This window comes from Pseudomonas mohnii (assembly GCF_900105115.1).
In the GTDB taxonomy this organism is placed as follows: Bacteria; Pseudomonadota; Gammaproteobacteria; order Pseudomonadales; family Pseudomonadaceae; genus Aquipseudomonas; species Aquipseudomonas mohnii.
Map to the genome: position 1 here is coordinate 1,548,414 of NZ_FNRV01000001.1, position 18,179 is coordinate 1,566,592.

The window sequence follows — 18,179 nt, forward strand, 5'->3', positions numbered from 1 at the left end:
GGCTCCCACCGTTGATTTGCGGTGAACGCAAATCAACGGTGGGAGCCAGCCTGCTGTCGATTGAACGATAACGCGATCTTCTAGGTCACAAACAAATCCACAAATCTATTAACAGGCGTCGCTTCAAGCGCTGCCTGATCCTTGCACAACGCAAAAATCTCGGCGCTCCGCTGCCCGATGAATCGTGTCAGCAAGTTCGCCTTGAATTTATCCTCCAGCAGCGGAATACCCTCGGCACGGCGCCGTCGGTGGCCGATCGGGTACTCCACCACCACGTTCTCGGTGCTGGAACCGTCCTTGAAAAAAACCTGAATGGCATTGGCAATGGAACGCTTGTCGGCCTCCAGGTACTCACGGGTGTAAACCGGGTTTTCGACGATGACCATTTTCTCGCGCAACACATCGATGATCGGATGTGCCTTGTGGAAGTCATCTTCATAGTGTTCGGCCACCAGATTGCCGAATGCCAGTGGCACGGCGGTCATGTACTGGAGGCAGTGATCGCGGTCGGCGGCATTGGCCAAAGGGCCGACCTTGGAAATGATGCGTATCGCCGATTCGTGGGTGGTGATGACGATCCGGTCGATGTCGTGCAGACGGTTTCGCACCTGCGGGTGCAGGGTCACTGCGGCTTCACAGGCTGTTTGTGCGTGGAACTCGGCGGGAAAACTGATCTTGAACAACACGTTTTCCATCACATAACTGCCGTACGGCCGGGAAAAACTGAACGCCCGTTGGTCTTCGGGCTTTAGCGCCAGGTCCTTATTGGTGTGGCTGAACAGCACGTCATAAAAACCCCACTGCCTGGCACTCAACACACCGGGAATGCCCATTTCGCCACGCATGGCGATGTCCGCCAGACGAACACCACGACTGGACGCGTCGCCCGCCGCCCAGGATTTTCTCGAGCCGGCATTCGGTGCATGGCGATAGGAACGCAGCGCCTGGCCGTCGACGAAGGCGTGAGACAGCGCCGAGAGTAACTGCTCGCGATTGGCCCCCATCAGCTTGGCGCAGACCGCCGTCGAGGCGACCTTCACCAGAATGACGTGATCAAGGCCTACACGATTGAACGAATTTTCCAGCGCAATCACGCCTTGAATCTCATGGGCCATGACCATCGCTTCCAGCACCGTGCGAACCGTCAACGGCGCCTCACCATTGGCCATACGCTTTTGCGACAAGTGATCGGCCACCGCGAGAATCCCGCCGAGATTATCCGACGGATGGCCCCACTCAGCCGCGAGCCAGGTGTCGTTGTAGTCGAGCCAGCGCACGATGCAGCCAATGTCCCAGGCAGCCTTGACCGGATCGAGGCGGTAGTTGGTGCCGGGCACGCGAGCGCCGAACGGCACGACAGTGCCTTCGACGATGGGCCCCAGGTGTTTGGTGCACTCAGGGAAACGCAGGGCCAGCAACCCGCAGCCAAGGGTGTCCATCAGGCAGTTGCGAGCGGTGTCGAGGGCTTCCCGGGACTCGATGGTGTAATCGAGTACGTAATCGGCGATGTCCTGCAGCACCCGGTCGTAGTCCGGACGGTTATTGAGGTCAACGTTGGCGCTCATGTTCGATTCCCCCTTGCAGGAGCGAGCTTGCTCCGGGCGGCGTTCCGACGATGGTCATCGACGATAACGCTGGGTGCCTGACACCCAGCGGTGCTCTCAGGTGCATCGCGAGCAGGCTCGCTCCTACTGGGTTATGCGTCAATCAGAACGAATCACCCGGCACGCGAACGTAACCTTCCATCAACACCCGCGCACTGCGGCTCATGATGGCTTTGTTCACGGTCCATTCGCCATTGACCTGGCTGGCTTCAGCGCCGACGCGCAAGGTGCCGGACGGGTGACCGAAGCGCACCGCGTTGCGCTCGACTCCGCCCGCCGCGAGGTTGACCAGGGTGCCGGTAATCGCCGCCGCCGTGCCGATGGCAACAGCCGCCGTGCCCATCATCGCGTGGTGCAACTTGCCCATCGACAACGCACGCACCAGCAGGTCGACATCACTCGCCGAGACCAACTTGCCGCTGGACGAGACATACTCGGCCGGTTTGGCCACGAACGCCACTTTCGGCGTGTGCTGGCGCTTGGCCGCTTCGTCGATGTTGGCAATCAGGCCCATGCGCAGCGCGCCATAAGCGCGGATGGTTTCGAACATCTGCAGCGCTTTCGGGTCGCCATTGATCGCACCCTGCAACTCGGTACCCTTGTAGCCGATGTCCTCGGCATTGACGAAAATCGTCGGGATGCCGGCGTTGATCATGGTCGCCTTGAGGGTGCCGACGCCGGGCACTTCCAGATCATCGATCAGGTTGCCGGTCGGGAACATCGACCCGCCACCGCCCTCTTCTTCCGCTGCCGGGTCCATGAATTCGACCTGCACTTCAGCGGCCGGGAAGGTCACGCCGTCGAGTTCGAAATCGCCGGTTTCCTGCACTTCGCCGTTGGTGATCGGCACATGGGCGATGATGGTCTTGCCGATGTTGGCCTGCCATACGCGCACCACGGCCACGCCGTTGTGCGGAATGCGGCTGGCGTCCACCAGACCGTTGCTGATGGCGAACGAACCGACCGCCGCGGACAAGTTGCCGCAGTTGCCGCTCCAGTCCACGAAAGGCTTGTCGATGGAGACCTGACCGAACAGGTAATCGACGTCGTGATCGGCCTTGATGCTTTTCGACAGGATCACGGTTTTGCTGGTGCTCGACGTCGCGCCGCCCATGCCGTCGATTTGTTTTTCGTACGGGTCGGGGCTGCCGATTACGCGCAGCAGCAAGGCGTCGCGGGCCGGGCCTGGAACCTGGGCCGCTTCAGGCAAGTCTCGCTGGCTGAAGAACACGCCTTTGCTGGTGCCGCCGCGCATGTAGGTGGCGGGAATCTTGATTTGCGGTGCATGAGCCATGGTGCTCGTTACTCCTGATCTGGAAAAAGACACGGGACTCAAAAGTCCCGTGTCTGTGCTGCGCGTGTTAAACGGCAACCGCCGATTCTTCGAGGAAGTCCTGGGCGAAGCGTTGCAGCACGCCGCCGGCCTCGTAGATCGACACTTCTTCGGCGGTGTCGAGACGGCAGGTCACCGGCACTTCGACGCGCTCGCCGTTCTTGCGATGGATCACCAGCGTCAACTCGGCGCGCGGGGTGCGTTCGCCCACCACGTCATAGGTTTCACTGCCGTCGATGGCCAGGGTGTGACGATTGGTGCCCGGCTTGAATTCCAGCGGCAACACGCCCATGCCCACCAGGTTGGTGCGGTGAATGCGCTCGAAACCTTCAGCGGCAATCGCCTCCACGCCAGCCAGGCGCACGCCCTTGGCCGCCCAGTCGCGGGACGAGCCCTGACCGTAGTCGGCACCGGCGATGATGATCAGCGGCTGCTTGCGGTCCATGTAAGTTTCGATGGCTTCCCACATGCGCATGACTTTGCCTTCCGGCTCCACACGAGCCAGCGAGCCCTGCTTGACCTTGCCGTTTTCCTGAACCATTTCGTTGAACAGTTTCGGGTTGGCGAAGGTGGCGCGCTGCGCGGTGAGGTGGTCACCACGGTGAGTCGCGTAAGAGTTGAAGTCCTCTTCCGGCAAGCCCATTTTCGCCAGGTATTCACCAGCTGCGCTGTCGAGCATGATCGCGTTGGACGGCGACAGGTGGTCGGTGGTGATGTTGTCCGGCAGCACGGCCAGCGGGCGCATGCCCTTGAGCGGACGGGCACCGGCCAGCGCGCCTTCCCAGTACGGCGGACGGCGGATGTAGGTGCTCATCTCGCGCCACTCATACAGCGGCGCGACTTTCGGGCCAGTGTCTTCGTGGATGGCGAACATCGGGATGTACACCTGACGGAACTGCTCCGGCTTCACCGAGGCTTTAACGACCGCGTTGATCTCTTCGTCGCTTGGCCAGATGTCCTTGAGGCGAATTTCCTTGCCGTCAACCACACCCAGCACATCCTTCTCGATGTCGAAGCGGATGGTGCCGGCAATGGCGTACGCGACCACCAGTGGCGGCGACGCGAGGAACGCTTGCTTGGCGTACGGATGGATCCGTCCGTCGAAGTTGCGGTTACCGGACAGCACTGCGGTGGCGTACAGGTCGCGGTCGATGATCTCTTGCTGGATCACCGGATCCAGCGCGCCGGACATGCCATTGCACGTGGTGCAGGCAAAGGCGACGACGCCGAAACCGAGTTGTTCCAGCTCGGTGGTCAGGCCGGCTTCATCCAGGTACAGCGCCACGGTTTTCGAGCCAGGCGCCAGGGACGACTTGACCCATGGCTTGCGGGTCAGACCCAGCTTGTTGGCGTTGCGCGCCAGCAAGCCCGCGGCAATCACGTTGCGTGGGTTGCTGGTATTGGTGCAACTGGTGATGGCAGCGATGATCACCGCGCCGTCGGGCATTTGCCCCGGCACATCTTCCCACTTGCCGGAGATGCCTTTGGCCGCCAGATCCGACACCGCGACACGGGCGTGCGGGTTGCTCGGGCCGGCCATGTTGCGCACCACCGTGGACAGGTCGAACGTCAGGCCGCGCTCGTATTGCGCGTCCTTCAGGCTGTCAGCCCAGAGGCCCGTGGTCTTGGCGTAGTTCTCCACCAACTGCACCTGCTCGTCTTCACGACCGGTGAGCTTGAGGTAGTCGATGGTCTGCTGGTCGATGTAGAACATCGCCGCCGTGGCGCCGTATTCCGGGGCCATGTTGGAGATGGTCGCGCGGTCGCCGAGGGTCAGCGCGGCAGCGCCTTCGCCGAAGAACTCCAGCCATGCGCCAACAACTTTTTGCTTGCGCAGGAACTCGGTCAGCGCCAGCACCATGTCGGTGGCGGTGATGCCCGGCTGCAGCTTGCCAGTCAATTCAACGCCCACGCTTTCCGGCAGACGCATCCACGATGCACGACCGAGCATCACGCTTTCCGCTTCCAGGCCACCAACGCCGATGGCTATCACACCCAGCGCATCGACGTGCGGGGTGTGGCTGTCGGTGCCGACGCAGGTGTCGGGGAACGCCACGCCATCACGGACCTGGATCACCGGAGACATTTTCTCCAGGTTGATCTGGTGCATGATGCCGTTGCCCGGCGGGATCACGTCGACGTTCTTGAACGCCTTCTTGGTCCAGTTGATGAAGTGGAAACGGTCTTCGTTACGACGGTCTTCGATGGCGCGGTTCTTTTCGAACGCTTGCGGATCGAAGCCACCGCGCTCGACGGCCAGGGAGTGGTCGACGATCAATTGGGTCGGCACCACCGGGTTCACTTGCGCCGGATCGCCGCCTTGCAGGGCGATGGCGTCACGCAGGCCGGCGAGGTCGACCAGCGCGGTCTGGCCGAGAATGTCGTGGCACACCACGCGGGCCGGAAACCACGGGAAGTCGAGGTCGCGCTTGCGCTCGATGAACTGCTTCAGGGATTCGTTAAGCGTGGCCGGGTCGCAGCGACGCACAAGGTTTTCCGCCAGCACGCGAGAGGTGTACGGCAGGGTGTCGTAGGCGCCTGGCTGAATGGCTTCGACAGCCGCACGGACATCGAAGTAATCCAGCTGGCTGCCAGGCAGCGATTTGCGAAATTTTGTGTTCATCGTCAGGACTCGGTCACGGTAATTACAAAGGGTGGGGATGGCACCGGGCATGAAGTCAACACTTTCCACTGTGGGAGCGAGCCTGCTCGCGATGGTGTGTCAGTCGACACCAATGTGTATGACATTCCATCGCGAGCAGGCTCGCTCCTACAGGGATCTGCGTTGAATTCAGATCCCGGTGCAGGCCCCGACCATTCAGCGTTGTTCGATTGGCACGAACTTGCGCTGCTCGACGCCGATGTACTCGGCGCTCGGGCGGATGATGCGGTTGTTGGCGCGTTGTTCGTACACGTGGGCGGCCCAGCCGGTCAGGCGCGAGCAAACGAAGATCGGCGTGAACAACTTGGTCGGGATGCCCATGAAGTGGTACGCCGAGGCATGGTAGAAGTCGGCGTTCGGGAACAGTTTCTTCTGCTCCCACATGGTGGCGTCGATGGCTTCGGAAACCGGGAACAACACCTTGTCGCCCACTTCGTCGGCGAGTTTTTTCGACCAGCCCTTGATCACCTCGTTGCGTGGATCGTTGTCCTTATAGATCGCGTGGCCGAAGCCCATGATCTTGTCCTTGCGCGCCAGCATGCCGAGGGTGCCCTCGACCGCCTCTTCAGGCGACGAGAAACGCTCGATCATTTCCATCGCCGCTTCGTTGGCGCCGCCGTGCAGCGGACCGCGCAGCGAACCGATAGCCGCGGTGATGCAGGAATACAGGTCGGACAGGGTCGATGCGCAAACCCGTGCGGTGAAGGTCGAAGCGTTGAACTCGTGCTCTGCGTAGAGGATCAGCGACACGTTCATCACTTTGACATGCAACTCGCTCGGCTTTTTGCCATGCAGCAGGTGCAGGAAATGGCCACCGATGGACGGCTCGTCGGTCACACAGTCGATGCGCTTGCCGTCGTGGCTGAAGCGATACCAGTAGGTCATGATCGCCGGGAACGCGGCCAGCAGGCGGTCGGTCTTGTCGTGTTGCTCGGAGAAGTCCAGCTCCGGTTCCAGGTTGCCCAGGAACGAGCAACCGGTGCGCATCACATCCATCGGGTGGGCGTCGGCGGGGATGCGTTCCAGCACTTCTTTCAGCGCTTGCGGCAGGTCGCGCAGTTTGCTCAGCTTGGTGATGTAGGCCGCCAGTTGTGCCTTGCTCGGCAATTCGCCGTACAGCAGCAGGTAGGCGACTTCTTCGAATTGTGCGTCAGCTGCCAGTTCGCGAACATCGTAGCCGCGATAGGTCAGGCCTGCGCCCGACTGGCCCACGGTGGACAGTGCGGTTTGCCCGGCAACCTGGCCACGGAGTCCGGCGCCACTGAGTACTTTTGCTTCGGCCATTACTGTCTCCAGTCTTCTTGAATTTGTTAGGGAAACTTGTAGGAGCGAGCCTGCTCGCGAAGGTGGACGGATCACCTCGGTGCATCAGGGACACCGCGTTATCGTTGGCGTCCATCGCGAGCAGGCTCGCTCCTACAGGGTTTGATTCAGCCTTTCTTTTGCGCAAACAACGCGTCGAGCTTCTGTTCGAAGGTGTGGTAGTCGATGCGATCGTAAAGCTCCATGCGAGTCTGCATGGTGTCGATGACGTTCTGTTGCGTGCCGTCGCGGCGAATCGCGGTGTAGACGTTCTCGGCAGCCTTGTTCATGGCGCGGAAAGCCGACAGCGGGTACAGCACCAGCGATACGTCGGCACCGGCCAGTTGCTCGGTGGTGTACAGCGGTGTCGCGCCGAATTCGGTGATGTTGGCCAGGATCGGCGCTTTCACGCGGCTGGCGAACAGCTTGTACATCTCCAGTTCAGTGATGGCTTCCGGGAACACCATGTCGGCGCCGGCCTCGATGCACGCGGCGGCGCGATCCAGGGCGGACTCCAGACCTTCCACTGCCAGGGCATCGGTACGGGCCATGATCACGAAGCTGTCATCGGTACGGGCATCGACGGCGGCCTTGATGCGGTCGACCATTTCCTGCTGCGACACGATTTCTTTGTTAGGACGGTGGCCGCAACGCTTGGCGCCGACCTGGTCTTCGATGTGAATCGCCGCGGCGCCGAACTTGATCATCGACTTGACAGTACGGGCGACGTTGAACGCCGAGGAGCCGAAACCGGTGTCGACGTCCACCAGCAGCGGCAGGTCGCAGACGTCGGTGATGCGACGCACGTCGGTCAGCACGTCATCCAGGCCGGTGATGCCCAGGTCAGGTACGCCAAGGGAACCGGCAGCCACCCCGCCACCCGACAGGTAGATCGCCTTGAAACCGGCGCGCTTGGCCAGCAGCGCGTGGTTGGCGTTGATCGCGCCGACCACTTGCAATGGATGCTCGCTGGCGACCGCATCGCGGAAACGCTGGCCTGGAGTGCTCTTGTTCAAACTCATGACTCACCTCGTTTGGCTGTCGGGTTGGCGCCGTCCTGATAATGACGGGCGATATTGCGTTTGGAAGCGCCGATGTGGCGGCGCATCAACAACTCGGCCAGTTCACCGTCACGGTCGGCGATGGCATCGAGAATTCGGTGGTGCTCGGCGAAGGCCTGGCGCGGGCGATTGGGCGTAGTGGAAAACTGAATGCGGTACATGCGCACCAATTGATACAGCTCGCCGCAGAGCATTTGCGTCAGGGTACGGTTGCCGCTGCCCTGGATGATTCGGTAATGGAAGTCGAAATCGCCTTCCTGCTGGTAGTAGCCCCGACCCGCCTGAAACGCTTCATCGCGTTCATGGGTTTCGAGAACCTGGCGCAGTTCGTCGATTTCTTCGAGGGTCATGCGCTCGGCGGCCAGGCGACAGGCCATGCCTTCGAGGGACTCACGGATTTCGTAAAGCTCCAGCAATTCGGCATGGTTCAGCGACACCACCCGCGCACCGACGTGGGGTACACGCACCAGCAGGCGCTGGCCTTCGAGGCGGTGGATGGCCTCACGCAGCGGCCCCCGGCTGATGCCATAGGTGCGCGCCAGCTCTGGCTCGGAGATTTTGCTGCCCGGGGCGATCTCACCCTTGACGATGGCCGCCTGAATGCGCCGGAAGACGTTTTCGGAAAGTGTTTCCGAATCATCTTGGGTGACCATCGGGGGATCGAGTTGATCCAGCATATTGTCGACACCTTGAAAGCTAATGCCGCAAAAACTAGCGAATCAAGGCGTCTTAGTCAAAGGATAATTAGATATTGTCGACAATCGTCTAATAACCGTCTGCACCATCACCACACATGAACCGCTGTTTATAGCCGCCGGTCAGCGCTGGCGCCACAAAACCACCGTGCTAGAATGCCGCCCGCATTTGTTTGCCGCATCTGCACTGTCTGTCATAAAACCCTGATAGGCATACGAGGGAACTTGTGCAGCGATGCCAGGGCCTTGAATCGAAGTACGGACCGCTGCGCACCAGGATTTATGAGACTCAAGCCCTTCCCCACATTCCTTTATTTTCTTTGCCTGCCCGGCTTCGCGGCGGCAGGGGAAAAGACCGTATACGGCCTCAATGAATACGCGTCCCTGGGCGGTATCGACCTCGAAGTGGCCGCCAAGCTTGATACCGGAGCGAAAACCGCTTCCCTGAGCGCCCGCGACATCAAGCGCTTCAAACGCAACGGCGAGTCGTGGGTGCGTTTCTATCTGGCCATCGACGCCGCCCATTCGCACCCGATCGAACGACCGCTGGCCCGGGTCAGCAAGATCAAGCGTCGGGCCGGCGACTACGACCCGGAAGAAGGCAAGAAGTACACGGCCCGCCCGGTGATCGAGCTGGATATCTGCATGGGCTCGGCCCTGCGCAGCATCGAAGTGAACCTGACCGACCGCAGCGCTTTCCAATACCCGCTCCTGATTGGCTCCGAAGCGCTCAAACGCTTCGACGCGCTGGTCGACCCCAGCCTTAAATATGCTGCCGGCAAACCCGCCTGCACCACCGACGCTCATACCGCAGAGTAATTTAAATGCGCTCTCTTACCCTCCATCTGAAACTGCTGATCGCCATCCTGGTGATCCTGGGCATTTCAGTCACGGCCTATCAGATCTTCGTGCTCGGGATCCCGGTCACCGAAGACGCCACCGACGACTTGTGGAACATCGACGCCAAGGTCGAGTTCGTCGCCAGTGCCAAGGACCCGGTCAAGATCCAGATGTTCGTGCCGCCACTGAGCCGCGATTTCGTCAGCCTCAACGAGAGCTTCATCTCCAATAACTATGGTGTCGCCGTGAACCGGGTCGACGGCAATCGCAAGGTCACCTGGTCGGCACGCCGGGCCAAGGGCAACCAGACGCTGTATTACCGCCTGGTGCTGACCAAGCGGTACTCCGGTGAAAAGTCCAAGGTCAAGGGCCCGACTTTCCGAGACAGCATCGCCGTGGAGGGTCCGGAAAAAATCGCTGCCGAAGCCCTGCTCGCACCGATTCGCCAACACTCGGCCGACGTCGAGACGTTCATCGGCGAAGCCATCAAGCGGGTCAACAACCTCAACGACGACAACGTGAAGCTGCTGCTGGCCGGTGATCCATCCACCGTGCACAAGGCCCGAATCGTCGAACTGCTGCTGTCCATCGCCCACGTGCCCATCGAGAAAGTCCACACCATTCGCCTGGTGGCCGACCAGCCGCAAACCCCGGAACTCTGGCTGCGCAGCTTCAACGGCACCGACTGGTTGTACTTCAACCCGGAAACCGGTGAACAGGGGCTGCCAACCGACCGCCTGCTGTGGTGGACGGGCGACGAAAACCTGATCACCGTCGATGGTGGCAAAAAGGCCAACGTGACCTTCAGCCTGAACAACAGTGAAATGAACGCCATTCGCCTGGCGAAGCTGACCGACGAAAACACTGACGCCAACTTCCTCGAATACTCGTTGTACGGCCTGCCGCTGCAAACCCAGCAGACCTTCATGATCATGGTGATGATCCCGATCGGCGTGCTGGTGATCCTGATCCTGCGCAACCTGGTCGGCCTGCAGACACTGGGCACCTTTACCCCGGTGCTGATCGCCCTGGCCTTCCGCGAGACCCAGCTCGGTTTCGGCATCGTGCTGTTTACCATCATCACGGCACTGGGGCTGTCGCTGCGTTCCTACCTCGAACACCTGAAGCTGCAGATGCTGCCGAGGCTGTCCGTGGTGCTGACGTTCGTGGTGGTACTGATTGCGGCCATCAGCCTGTTCAGCCACAAGCTTGGCCTGGAGCGCGGGTTGTCCGTGGCGCTGTTCCCGATGGTGATTCTGACCATGACCATTGAACGCCTGTCGATCACCTGGGAAGAACGCGGTGCAAGCCATGCCATGAAAGTGGCGATCGGCACGCTCTTCGCCGCCTCCCTGGCGCACTTGATCATGACCGTGCCGGAGCTGGTGTACTTCGTCTTCACCTTCCCGGCGATCCTGCTGATCATGGTGGGCTTCATGCTGGCGATGGGTCGCTATCGCGGTTATCGCCTGACCGAACTGGTGCGGTTCAAGGCTTTTCTGAAGAAGGCTGACAGCTGATGTTCGGCTTCTGGAAGACCTGGAAGGCCCTGGAAGCGCGGGGCATCATGGGGATCAACCGACGCAACGCGGACTATGTGCTCAAGTACAACAAGCGCAGCCTGTACCCTATCGTCGACGACAAGATCCTCACCAAGGAACGTGCCATCGCCGCCGGTATTCATGTGCCGGAACTGTATGGCGTGATTTCCACCGAAAAGGAAATCGACAAGCTCGGCGATATCATCGGCGAACGCAGCGACTTCGTGATCAAACCGGCCCAGGGCGCCGGCGGTGACGGCATCATTGTGGTTGCCGACCGCTTCGAGGGCCGCTTTCGCACGGTATCGGGCAAGATCATCAGTCACGAGGAGATCGAGCACCATATCTCCAGCATCCTGACCGGCCTGTACTCCCTCGGCGGGCATCGCGACCGGGCATTGATCGAATACCGGGTGATCCCGGACCAGATCTTCAAGAGCATCAGTTATGAAGGCGTGCCGGACATCCGCATCATCGTGCTGATGGGTTACCCGGTCATGGCCATGCTGCGCCTGCCGACCCGCCAGTCCAGCGGCAAGGCCAACCTGCACCAGGGCGCCATCGGTGTCGGTGTCGACCTGGCCACCGGCCTGACCTTGCGCGGCACCTGGCTGAACAACATCATCAACAAACACCCGGACACCACCAACGCCGTTGACGGCGTGCAACTGCCCTACTGGGACGGTTTCATGAAACTCGCCGCCGGGTGCTACGAGCTGTGTGGCCTGGGCTACATCGGTGTCGACATGGTGCTGGACCAGGAAAAAGGTCCGCTGATTCTCGAACTCAATGCGCGGCCAGGCTTGAACATTCAGATCGCCAACGACTGCGGCCTGACCCTGCGCACCCATGCGGTCGAAGCGCGACTCGAAGACCTGAAGGCTCGGGGCGTGACCGAAACCGTAGAAGAGCGCGTAGCCTTTGTGCAGGAGATGTTCGGGCATATCCCGACCGTCGAGGGCTGACCCCCTGTGGCGAGGGAGCAAGCTCCCTCGCCACACCCCCCCGCCAATCGCCCTCAGCCTGCCAATCCCCGACTTCCCCTCTAGGAGCAATTCCCCGAGGGGACTACAATCGCCACCCCGCCTCAACGGCCGATCGCCCTCACTCATGTTGACCTGTTCCGTACACCCGCTTCCCTATCGCGCCAACCCCGCCGATTATTTCGCGGCCATCCGCCATGCCCCCGGCGCCGTGCTGCTCGACAGCGGCCGGCCAAGTGCCGAACGCGGGCGCTATGACCTGCTCAGCGCCTGGCCACTGGAACAACTGACGGTATCGCCCGACGAAAGCGGCGCTGATTTCCTGCAACGCCTGCGGGAAAACCTGACGCGGCTCGGCGAAGCGTCCCTGCCTTTGGCCTGTGAACTGCCGTTCGCTGGCGGCTTGATCGGTTACCTGAGCTACGACTTCGGCCGCCATCTGGAACACCTGCCGAGCCAGGCCCTGGACGACCTGCAATTACCGGATGCGCGCTTCGGCCTGTACGACTGGGCGCTGATCAGCGATCACCAACGGCAGACCAGCCAGCTGGTGTTTCATCCTGCGCTGGCTGATAGCGAGCGCGAGCGTTTGATACAGCTGTTCGAGCAGCCTGCGATTGAACCGGTCGAGGCTTTCAAACTGCAAGGGCCGATGAGTGCCGACCTGAGCGCCGACCAATATCGCCACGCCATTGAGCGCATTCAGCAATACATCCAGGCGGGTGACTGCTATCAGGTCAACTTCGCCCAGCGCTTCCGCGCCCCTTGCCAGGGCGATCCATGGGCCGCGTACTGCGCGTTGCGGGCGGCGTGCCCGACACCGTTTTCCGGCTTCCAGCGCTTGCCCGACGGCGCCGCCGTGCTGAGCCTGTCGCCGGAGCGTTTCGTCAAAGTCAGTGAGCGACGGGTTGAAACCCGGCCAATCAAAGGCACTCGCCCTCGCGGCGTCACGCCCGCCGAAGATGCGGCGAATGCCGCCGAACTGCTGGCCAGCGCCAAGGATCGCGCGGAAAACCTGATGATCGTCGACCTGCTGCGCAACGATCTCGGCCGCACCTGCCGGACCGGTTCGGTCTCGGTGCCGGAATTGTTCAGCCTTGAAAGTTACCCGAACGTCCATCATCTGGTGAGCAGTGTCACCGGCATGTTGGCGGAGGATCGTGATGCACTGGATTTGATCGCCGGCAGTTTCCCCGGCGGCTCGATTACCGGTGCACCGAAAATTCGCGCGATGCAGATCATCGACGAGCTCGAACCGACCCGGCGCGGACTGTATTGCGGCTCGCTGCTGTATCTGGACGTGCGCGGCGAGATGGACAGCTCCATCGCCATTCGCAGCTTGCTGATGAAAGACGGGCAGGTGTGTTGCTGGGGCGGCGGCGGGATTGTCGCCGATTCCGAGTGGCAAGCCGAATATCAGGAATCGATCACCAAGGTGAAGGTGTTGCTCGATACCCTGCAAAGCCTCTGATTAACAACGTTCCCTGTAGGAGCGAGCCTGCTCGCGATGAACCTGGAGACCCCGCTCGCGCTCAGACTAAACGCGTATCGTTGACGTCCATCGCGAGCAGGCTCGCTCCTGCAGGGGGCGTGTTACAGGCTCAGGGCGCGGCTGGAAGCCTTGATGAATTCCTGTTTCAGGTCTTCAAAGGTGTGCACCGCCGGGAACTGCGGGAACTCGCGGATTACGTTGTCCGGTGCATGGAACAGGATGCCGGCATCGGCCTCGCCCAGCATCGTGGTGTCGTTGTAGGAATCACCGGCGGCAATGACCCGGTAGTACAGGCTCTTGAAGGACAACACCGACTGGCGCTTCGGATCTTTCTGACGCAACTGATAGCTGGTCACCCGGCCGGCATCGTCGGTGATCAGACGATGGCACAGCAAGGTCGGGAAGCCCAGTTGACGCATCAACGGCTGGGAAAATTCGTAGAAGGTGTCCGACAGAATCACTACCTGGAAGCGCTCGCGCAGCCAGTTGACGAACTCGATGGCGCCGTCCAGCGGCTTGAGCGTGGCGATCACTTCCTGGATATCCGCGAGCTTCAGGCCGTGTTCGTCGAGAATCCGCAGGCGCTGCTTCATCAACACGTCGTAGTCGGGAATGTCCCGGGTGGTGGCCCTGAGGGATTCGATCCCGGTTTTTTCGGCGAAGGCGATCCAGATTTCCGGGACCAGCACACCTTCAAGGTCCAGACAGGCAATTTCCACAAGACACTCCCATTTGTATTGTTTATTGAGTCGAGCGAGCCCGAACTCTAGCGATTACTCCCCCACCGCGCAACGCAGAGGACACCCCGACCGGCGCAGCTTTTTGTTACCATCGGCCCCCTATAGAGCGCCCAGCGCCAATGACCTGTAGGAAGCCGCCCTGATGAGCCCAACGTTCGACGTCGTGGAACTCGCCACGACCTATGCCAACAAATCCGCCCAGGACATCCTGAAACTCGCCTTCGCCGAGTTTGGCGATGACCTGTGGATATCTTTCAGCGGTGCCGAGGATGTGGTGCTGGTGGACATGGCCTGGAAGCTGAACAAGAACGTCAAGGTGTTCAGTCTCGACACCGGTCGCTTGCACCCCGAGACCTACCGCTTCATCGATCAAGTGCGCGAGCACTACAAGATCGACATCGAACTGGTGTCGCCGGACTACACCAGACTTGAACCGTTCGTGAAGGAAAAGGGCCTGTTCAGTTTCTACAAGGACGGCCATGGCGAATGCTGCGGCATCCGCAAGATCGAGCCGCTGCGCCGCAAGCTGTCAGGCGTGAAAGCCTGGGCCACCGGCCAACGCCGCGATCAGAGCCCCGGCACTCGCAGCGCAGTCGCCGTGATGGAAATCGACGGCGCGTTTTCCACCCCGGAGCGCACCCTGTACAAATTCAACCCGCTGGCACAAATGACCAGCGAAGAGATCTGGGGTTACATCCGCATGCTGGAGCTGCCGTACAACAGCCTGCATGAGCGCGGGTTCATCAGCATCGGCTGCGAACCCTGCACCCGCCCGGTGCTGCCGAACCAGCACGAGCGCGAAGGCCGCTGGTGGTGGGAAGAGGCCACGCAGAAGGAATGCGGGCTGCACGCGGGCAATATCATCAGCAAGTCCTAAGCGTAAACCCACCGTAGGAGCGAGCCTGCTCGCGATGAACCCGAGAACGCCGCGGAGTGTCAGGTTTCCAGCGTTATCGTTAACGACCATCGCGAGCAGGCTCGCTCCTACAGGGGGCGTGACCAACCAAAAAATGTGTACACAGGAATGTCACCATCAGTGCCATTTATGTGTGCACTTTTAGTTTCAGCGCCCAAAAAAGTTACATCCTGCCTTTCCGACCTCCTGCGTCGACCTTTCCCACAAAGCCTGTCGAAAAATAAATACCTGTTCGAACGGTCAATTTATATCGCCATCTTTTCAGTCACTTAGCGCCATCTCATAACAAAACGAAATGAGCAGCCGAATTTATAGATTCCTGGCTGGCATAGATCTGGCAAAGGTGCATACATGTTTTGTATACAATAAATTCAGAACATACACACACCAGATCCGCAAGCCTGAAGCGCCCTATCCCGTACAGGCTGCAGATGCCCCGTAACCCATGGTATTCGCCCCCGCGACGAAGATTTGTCGAGCCCATGCGCTCATGCACAGTCATCGCGGCGTCGAGCATCAGGAGCCTGCCGGAATGCGTACACGTCTCTCCAACAACAATATCGCGCTGGATCTACCCTCCTCCCACATTACGCACACGCCTTGCGACCCAACCCTGCAATCCCCCGTGGTACTCAGCCCGCGCCTGCACAACAAAGACCTGGCGCCGACCAAAGCCGAAGGCCGGCGCTGGGGTCGCTACAGCATCTTTGCCCTGTGGACCAACGACGTTCACAACATCGCCAACTATTCGTTCGCCATCGGCCTCTATGCGCTGGGCCTGGGTGGCTGGCAGATTCTGCTGTCCCTGGGGATCGGCGCGGCGCTGGTGTATTGCTTCATGAACCTCTCCGGCTACATGGGCCAGAAGACCGGGGTGCCGTTCCCGGTCATCAGCCGCATCAGTTTCGGTATTCACGGTGCGCAGATTCCCGCGTTGATTCGCGCCGTTATCGCCATCGCCTGGTTCGGCATTCAGACGTACCTGGCCTCGGTGGTGTTCCGCGTATTACTGACCGCCATCCACCCCGGTTTCGCCGATTACGACCACAACTCGATCCTCGGTCTGTCTACCCTGGGCTGGGTGTGCTTCGTGGCGATCTGGTTCGTGCAACTGGCGATCCTCGCCTATGGCATGGAGATGGTGCGGCGCTACGAGGCCTTTGCCGGGCCGGTGATCCTGCTGACCGTCGCGGCACTCGCCGCGTGGATGTACACCCAGGCCAATGCAACCATCGCCTGGTCGATCCGCGAACCACTGACCGGTGGCGAGATGTGGCGCAACATCTTTGCCGGCGGCGCGCTATGGCTGGCGATCTACGGCACGCTGATCCTGAATTTCTGCGACTTCGCCCGCTCTTCGCCGTGCCGCAAGACCATCAAGGTCGGCAACTTCTGGGGTCTGCCGGTCAACATTCTGGTGTTTGCCGCGATCACTGTGCTGCTGTGCGGCGCACAATTCCAGATCAATGGCCACATTATTGAAAGTCCTACAGAAATTATCGCCTCGATCCCCAACACCTTCTTTCTGGTGCTGGGCTGCCTGGCGTTCCTGATCGTCACAGTCGCGGTCAACATCATGGCCAACTTCGTCGCCCCGGCCTTCGTACTCAGCAACCTGGCGCCGAAATACCTGACATTCCGCCGGGCCGGTCTGATCAGCGCGACCATCGCTGTGTTGATCCTGCCGTGGAACCTCTACAACAGCCCGCTGGTGATCGTGTACTTCCTGTCTGGCCTCGGTGCCCTGCTCGGGCCGTTGTATGGCGTGATCATGGTCGACTACTGGCTGGTGCGAAAAGGTCAGGTCAACGTGCCGCAGTTGTACAGCGAAGACCCGAACGGCGCCTATTACTACAGCCGCGGGGTCAACTTGCGCGCCGTGGCGGCGTTCATTCCCGCCGCCCTGATCGCCATCGTCCTGGCGCTGGTGCCGGGCTTCCACCTCGTATCGCCGTTCTCCTGGCTGATCGGCGCCGGGATTGCCGGAATGCTCTACCTGATCATCGCCAAACGCCAACCGCACTACGCCGATGTCAGCGGCGAAGCGATCGCGGTCGACAACGTCAGTCATTAATCACTTGGCGGCCCGGCGAGTCCGGGCCGCAGAACCAACGCGCTATAAGGACTCCCCATGCGAATTCTCGTGGTCAACGTCAACACCACCGAATCCATCACCCAGGCCATCGCCCGCTCGGCCCAGGCTGTTGCAGCCCCCGGCACGGAAATCGTCGGCCTGACCCCGCACTTCGGTGCCGACTCCATCGAAGGCAACTTCGAAAGTTATCTGGCGGCCATTGCCGTGATGGATCGGGTGATGTCCTACGACCAACCCTTCGACGCCGTGATTCAGGCCGGCTACGGCGAGCACGGCCGCGAAGGCCTGCAGGAACTGCTTAACGTGCCGGTGGTGGACATCACCGATGCGGCGGCGAGCACCGCGATGTTCCTCGGTCATGCCTATTCGGTGGTCACCACCCTAGACCGCACGGTGCCGCTGATCGAGGATCGCCTCAAACTGTCCGGGCTCTGGGATCGTTGCGCGTCGGTGCGGGCCAGTGGTCTGGCGGTACTGGAACTGGAGCACGAACCGCAACGCGCACTGGAGGCTATCGTGCATCAGGCCGAACTGGCGGTGACCCAGGACAAGGCCGAAGTGATTTGCCTCGGCTGTGGCGGCATGGCCGGGCTGGGTGAACAGATTCGCCAACGCACTGGAGTGCCGGTGGTGGACGGCGTGACGGCGGCGGTGACCATTGCCGAATCGCTGGTGCGGCTGGGGTTGTCGACGTCGAAGGTGCGGACTTATGCGACGCCTCGGCCGAAAACCATCATTGGCTGGCCGGGGCGGTTTGGGCAGTAGACCGCGTCATCGTTAATCATCGGAACACCGCCTGAGGCAACCCTCGCTCCCATAGTCAGGTGTCGTGTGCATCATTGTGGAACGACACAAAAACTGTGGGAGCCGGAAATACTGCTGAAGGTTTCCATAGCGACCACTATTAACTGTTGG

At 60.8% G+C, this 18,179-nt stretch carries 14 protein-coding genes; 7 read left to right on the forward strand and 7 right to left on the reverse strand.

What is annotated here, in order from left to right:
- Nucleotides 1–80: 80 nt before the first annotated feature.
- The 6 genes from prpD to BLV61_RS07265 all read right to left on the reverse strand — a co-directional run bounded on the left by prpD (nucleotide 81) and on the right by BLV61_RS07265 (nucleotide 8,639).
- Nucleotides 81–1,565: a 2-methylcitrate dehydratase gene (gene prpD, locus BLV61_RS07240; protein ID WP_090463874.1), complete on the reverse strand. Its 1,485-nt coding sequence runs from the start codon at nucleotides 1,563–1,565 to the stop codon at nucleotides 81–83.
- Nucleotides 1,566–1,707: 142 nt separating this feature from the next.
- On the reverse strand, nucleotides 1,708–2,898 hold the full coding sequence (gene prpF, locus BLV61_RS07245; protein WP_090463878.1) for a 2-methylaconitate cis-trans isomerase PrpF: 1,191 nt from the start codon (nucleotides 2,896–2,898) through the stop codon (nucleotides 1,708–1,710).
- A gap of 67 nt (nucleotides 2,899–2,965) precedes the next feature.
- Nucleotides 2,966–5,560 (reverse strand): Fe/S-dependent 2-methylisocitrate dehydratase AcnD, encoded by a 2,595-nt coding sequence (gene acnD / locus BLV61_RS07250; RefSeq protein ID WP_047531520.1) that lies wholly within the window; start codon nucleotides 5,558–5,560, stop codon nucleotides 2,966–2,968.
- A gap of 195 nt (nucleotides 5,561–5,755) precedes the next feature.
- The gene (gene prpC, locus BLV61_RS07255) at nucleotides 5,756–6,883 is read right to left on the reverse strand and encodes a bifunctional 2-methylcitrate synthase/citrate synthase (RefSeq protein ID WP_047531522.1); all 1,128 of its coding nucleotides are present in this window, start codon (nucleotides 6,881–6,883) and stop codon (nucleotides 5,756–5,758) included.
- 146 nt (nucleotides 6,884–7,029) lie between these two features.
- Nucleotides 7,030–7,923 (reverse strand): methylisocitrate lyase, encoded by an 894-nt coding sequence (gene prpB, locus BLV61_RS07260; RefSeq protein WP_047531524.1) that lies wholly within the window; start codon nucleotides 7,921–7,923, stop codon nucleotides 7,030–7,032.
- Nucleotides 7,920–8,639 (reverse strand): GntR family transcriptional regulator, encoded by a 720-nt coding sequence (locus tag BLV61_RS07265; RefSeq protein ID WP_090463881.1) that lies wholly within the window; start codon nucleotides 8,637–8,639, stop codon nucleotides 7,920–7,922. Before BLV61_RS07265 ends, prpB begins: the two co-directional genes overlap by 4 nt.
- 300 nt (nucleotides 8,640–8,939) lie before the next feature.
- Between BLV61_RS07265 and rloA the strand changes: the two genes are divergently transcribed.
- The 4 genes from rloA to pabB all read left to right on the forward strand — a co-directional run bounded on the left by rloA (nucleotide 8,940) and on the right by pabB (nucleotide 13,492).
- Complete coding sequence (gene rloA, locus BLV61_RS07270; protein ID WP_047531528.1) at nucleotides 8,940–9,476, forward strand: retropepsin-like aspartic peptidase RloA; 537 nt, start codon at nucleotides 8,940–8,942, stop codon at nucleotides 9,474–9,476.
- Nucleotides 9,477–9,481: 5 nt separating this feature from the next.
- Nucleotides 9,482–11,017: an osmotic stress tolerance membrane protein RloB gene (rloB, locus tag BLV61_RS07275; protein ID WP_047531531.1), complete on the forward strand. Its 1,536-nt coding sequence runs from the start codon at nucleotides 9,482–9,484 to the stop codon at nucleotides 11,015–11,017.
- Complete coding sequence (locus BLV61_RS07280) at nucleotides 11,017–12,003, forward strand: alpha-L-glutamate ligase-like protein (RefSeq protein ID WP_047531533.1); 987 nt, start codon at nucleotides 11,017–11,019, stop codon at nucleotides 12,001–12,003. Before rloB ends, BLV61_RS07280 begins: the two co-directional genes overlap by 1 nt.
- Before the next feature lie 145 nt (nucleotides 12,004–12,148).
- Nucleotides 12,149–13,492: an aminodeoxychorismate synthase component I gene (pabB, locus tag BLV61_RS07285; RefSeq protein ID WP_090463885.1), complete on the forward strand. Its 1,344-nt coding sequence runs from the start codon at nucleotides 12,149–12,151 to the stop codon at nucleotides 13,490–13,492.
- A 122-nt stretch (nucleotides 13,493–13,614) separates the two neighbouring features.
- Here the strand turns inward: pabB and thrH are convergent, their stop codons facing one another.
- Nucleotides 13,615–14,232 (reverse strand): bifunctional phosphoserine phosphatase/homoserine phosphotransferase ThrH, encoded by a 618-nt coding sequence (gene thrH, locus BLV61_RS07290; protein WP_047531540.1) that lies wholly within the window; start codon nucleotides 14,230–14,232, stop codon nucleotides 13,615–13,617.
- A gap of 163 nt (nucleotides 14,233–14,395) precedes the next feature.
- Between thrH and BLV61_RS07295 the strand changes: the two genes are divergently transcribed.
- The 3 genes from BLV61_RS07295 (at nucleotide 14,396) to BLV61_RS07305 (ending at nucleotide 18,029) form a co-directional block, all read left to right on the forward strand.
- A complete protein-coding gene (locus BLV61_RS07295; protein ID WP_090463888.1) occupies nucleotides 14,396–15,130 on the forward strand; it encodes a phosphoadenylyl-sulfate reductase in 735 nt (244 codons plus the stop codon).
- Nucleotides 15,131–15,701: 571 nt separating this feature from the next.
- Nucleotides 15,702–17,243: an NCS1 family nucleobase:cation symporter-1 gene (locus BLV61_RS07300; protein WP_090463891.1), complete on the forward strand. Its 1,542-nt coding sequence runs from the start codon at nucleotides 15,702–15,704 to the stop codon at nucleotides 17,241–17,243.
- A 57-nt stretch (nucleotides 17,244–17,300) separates the two neighbouring features.
- Entirely contained in the window at nucleotides 17,301–18,029 is a 729-nt protein-coding gene (locus tag BLV61_RS07305; protein ID WP_090463894.1) for an aspartate/glutamate racemase family protein, read from the forward strand.
- The last annotated feature ends 150 nt before the right edge of the window (nucleotides 18,030–18,179 follow it).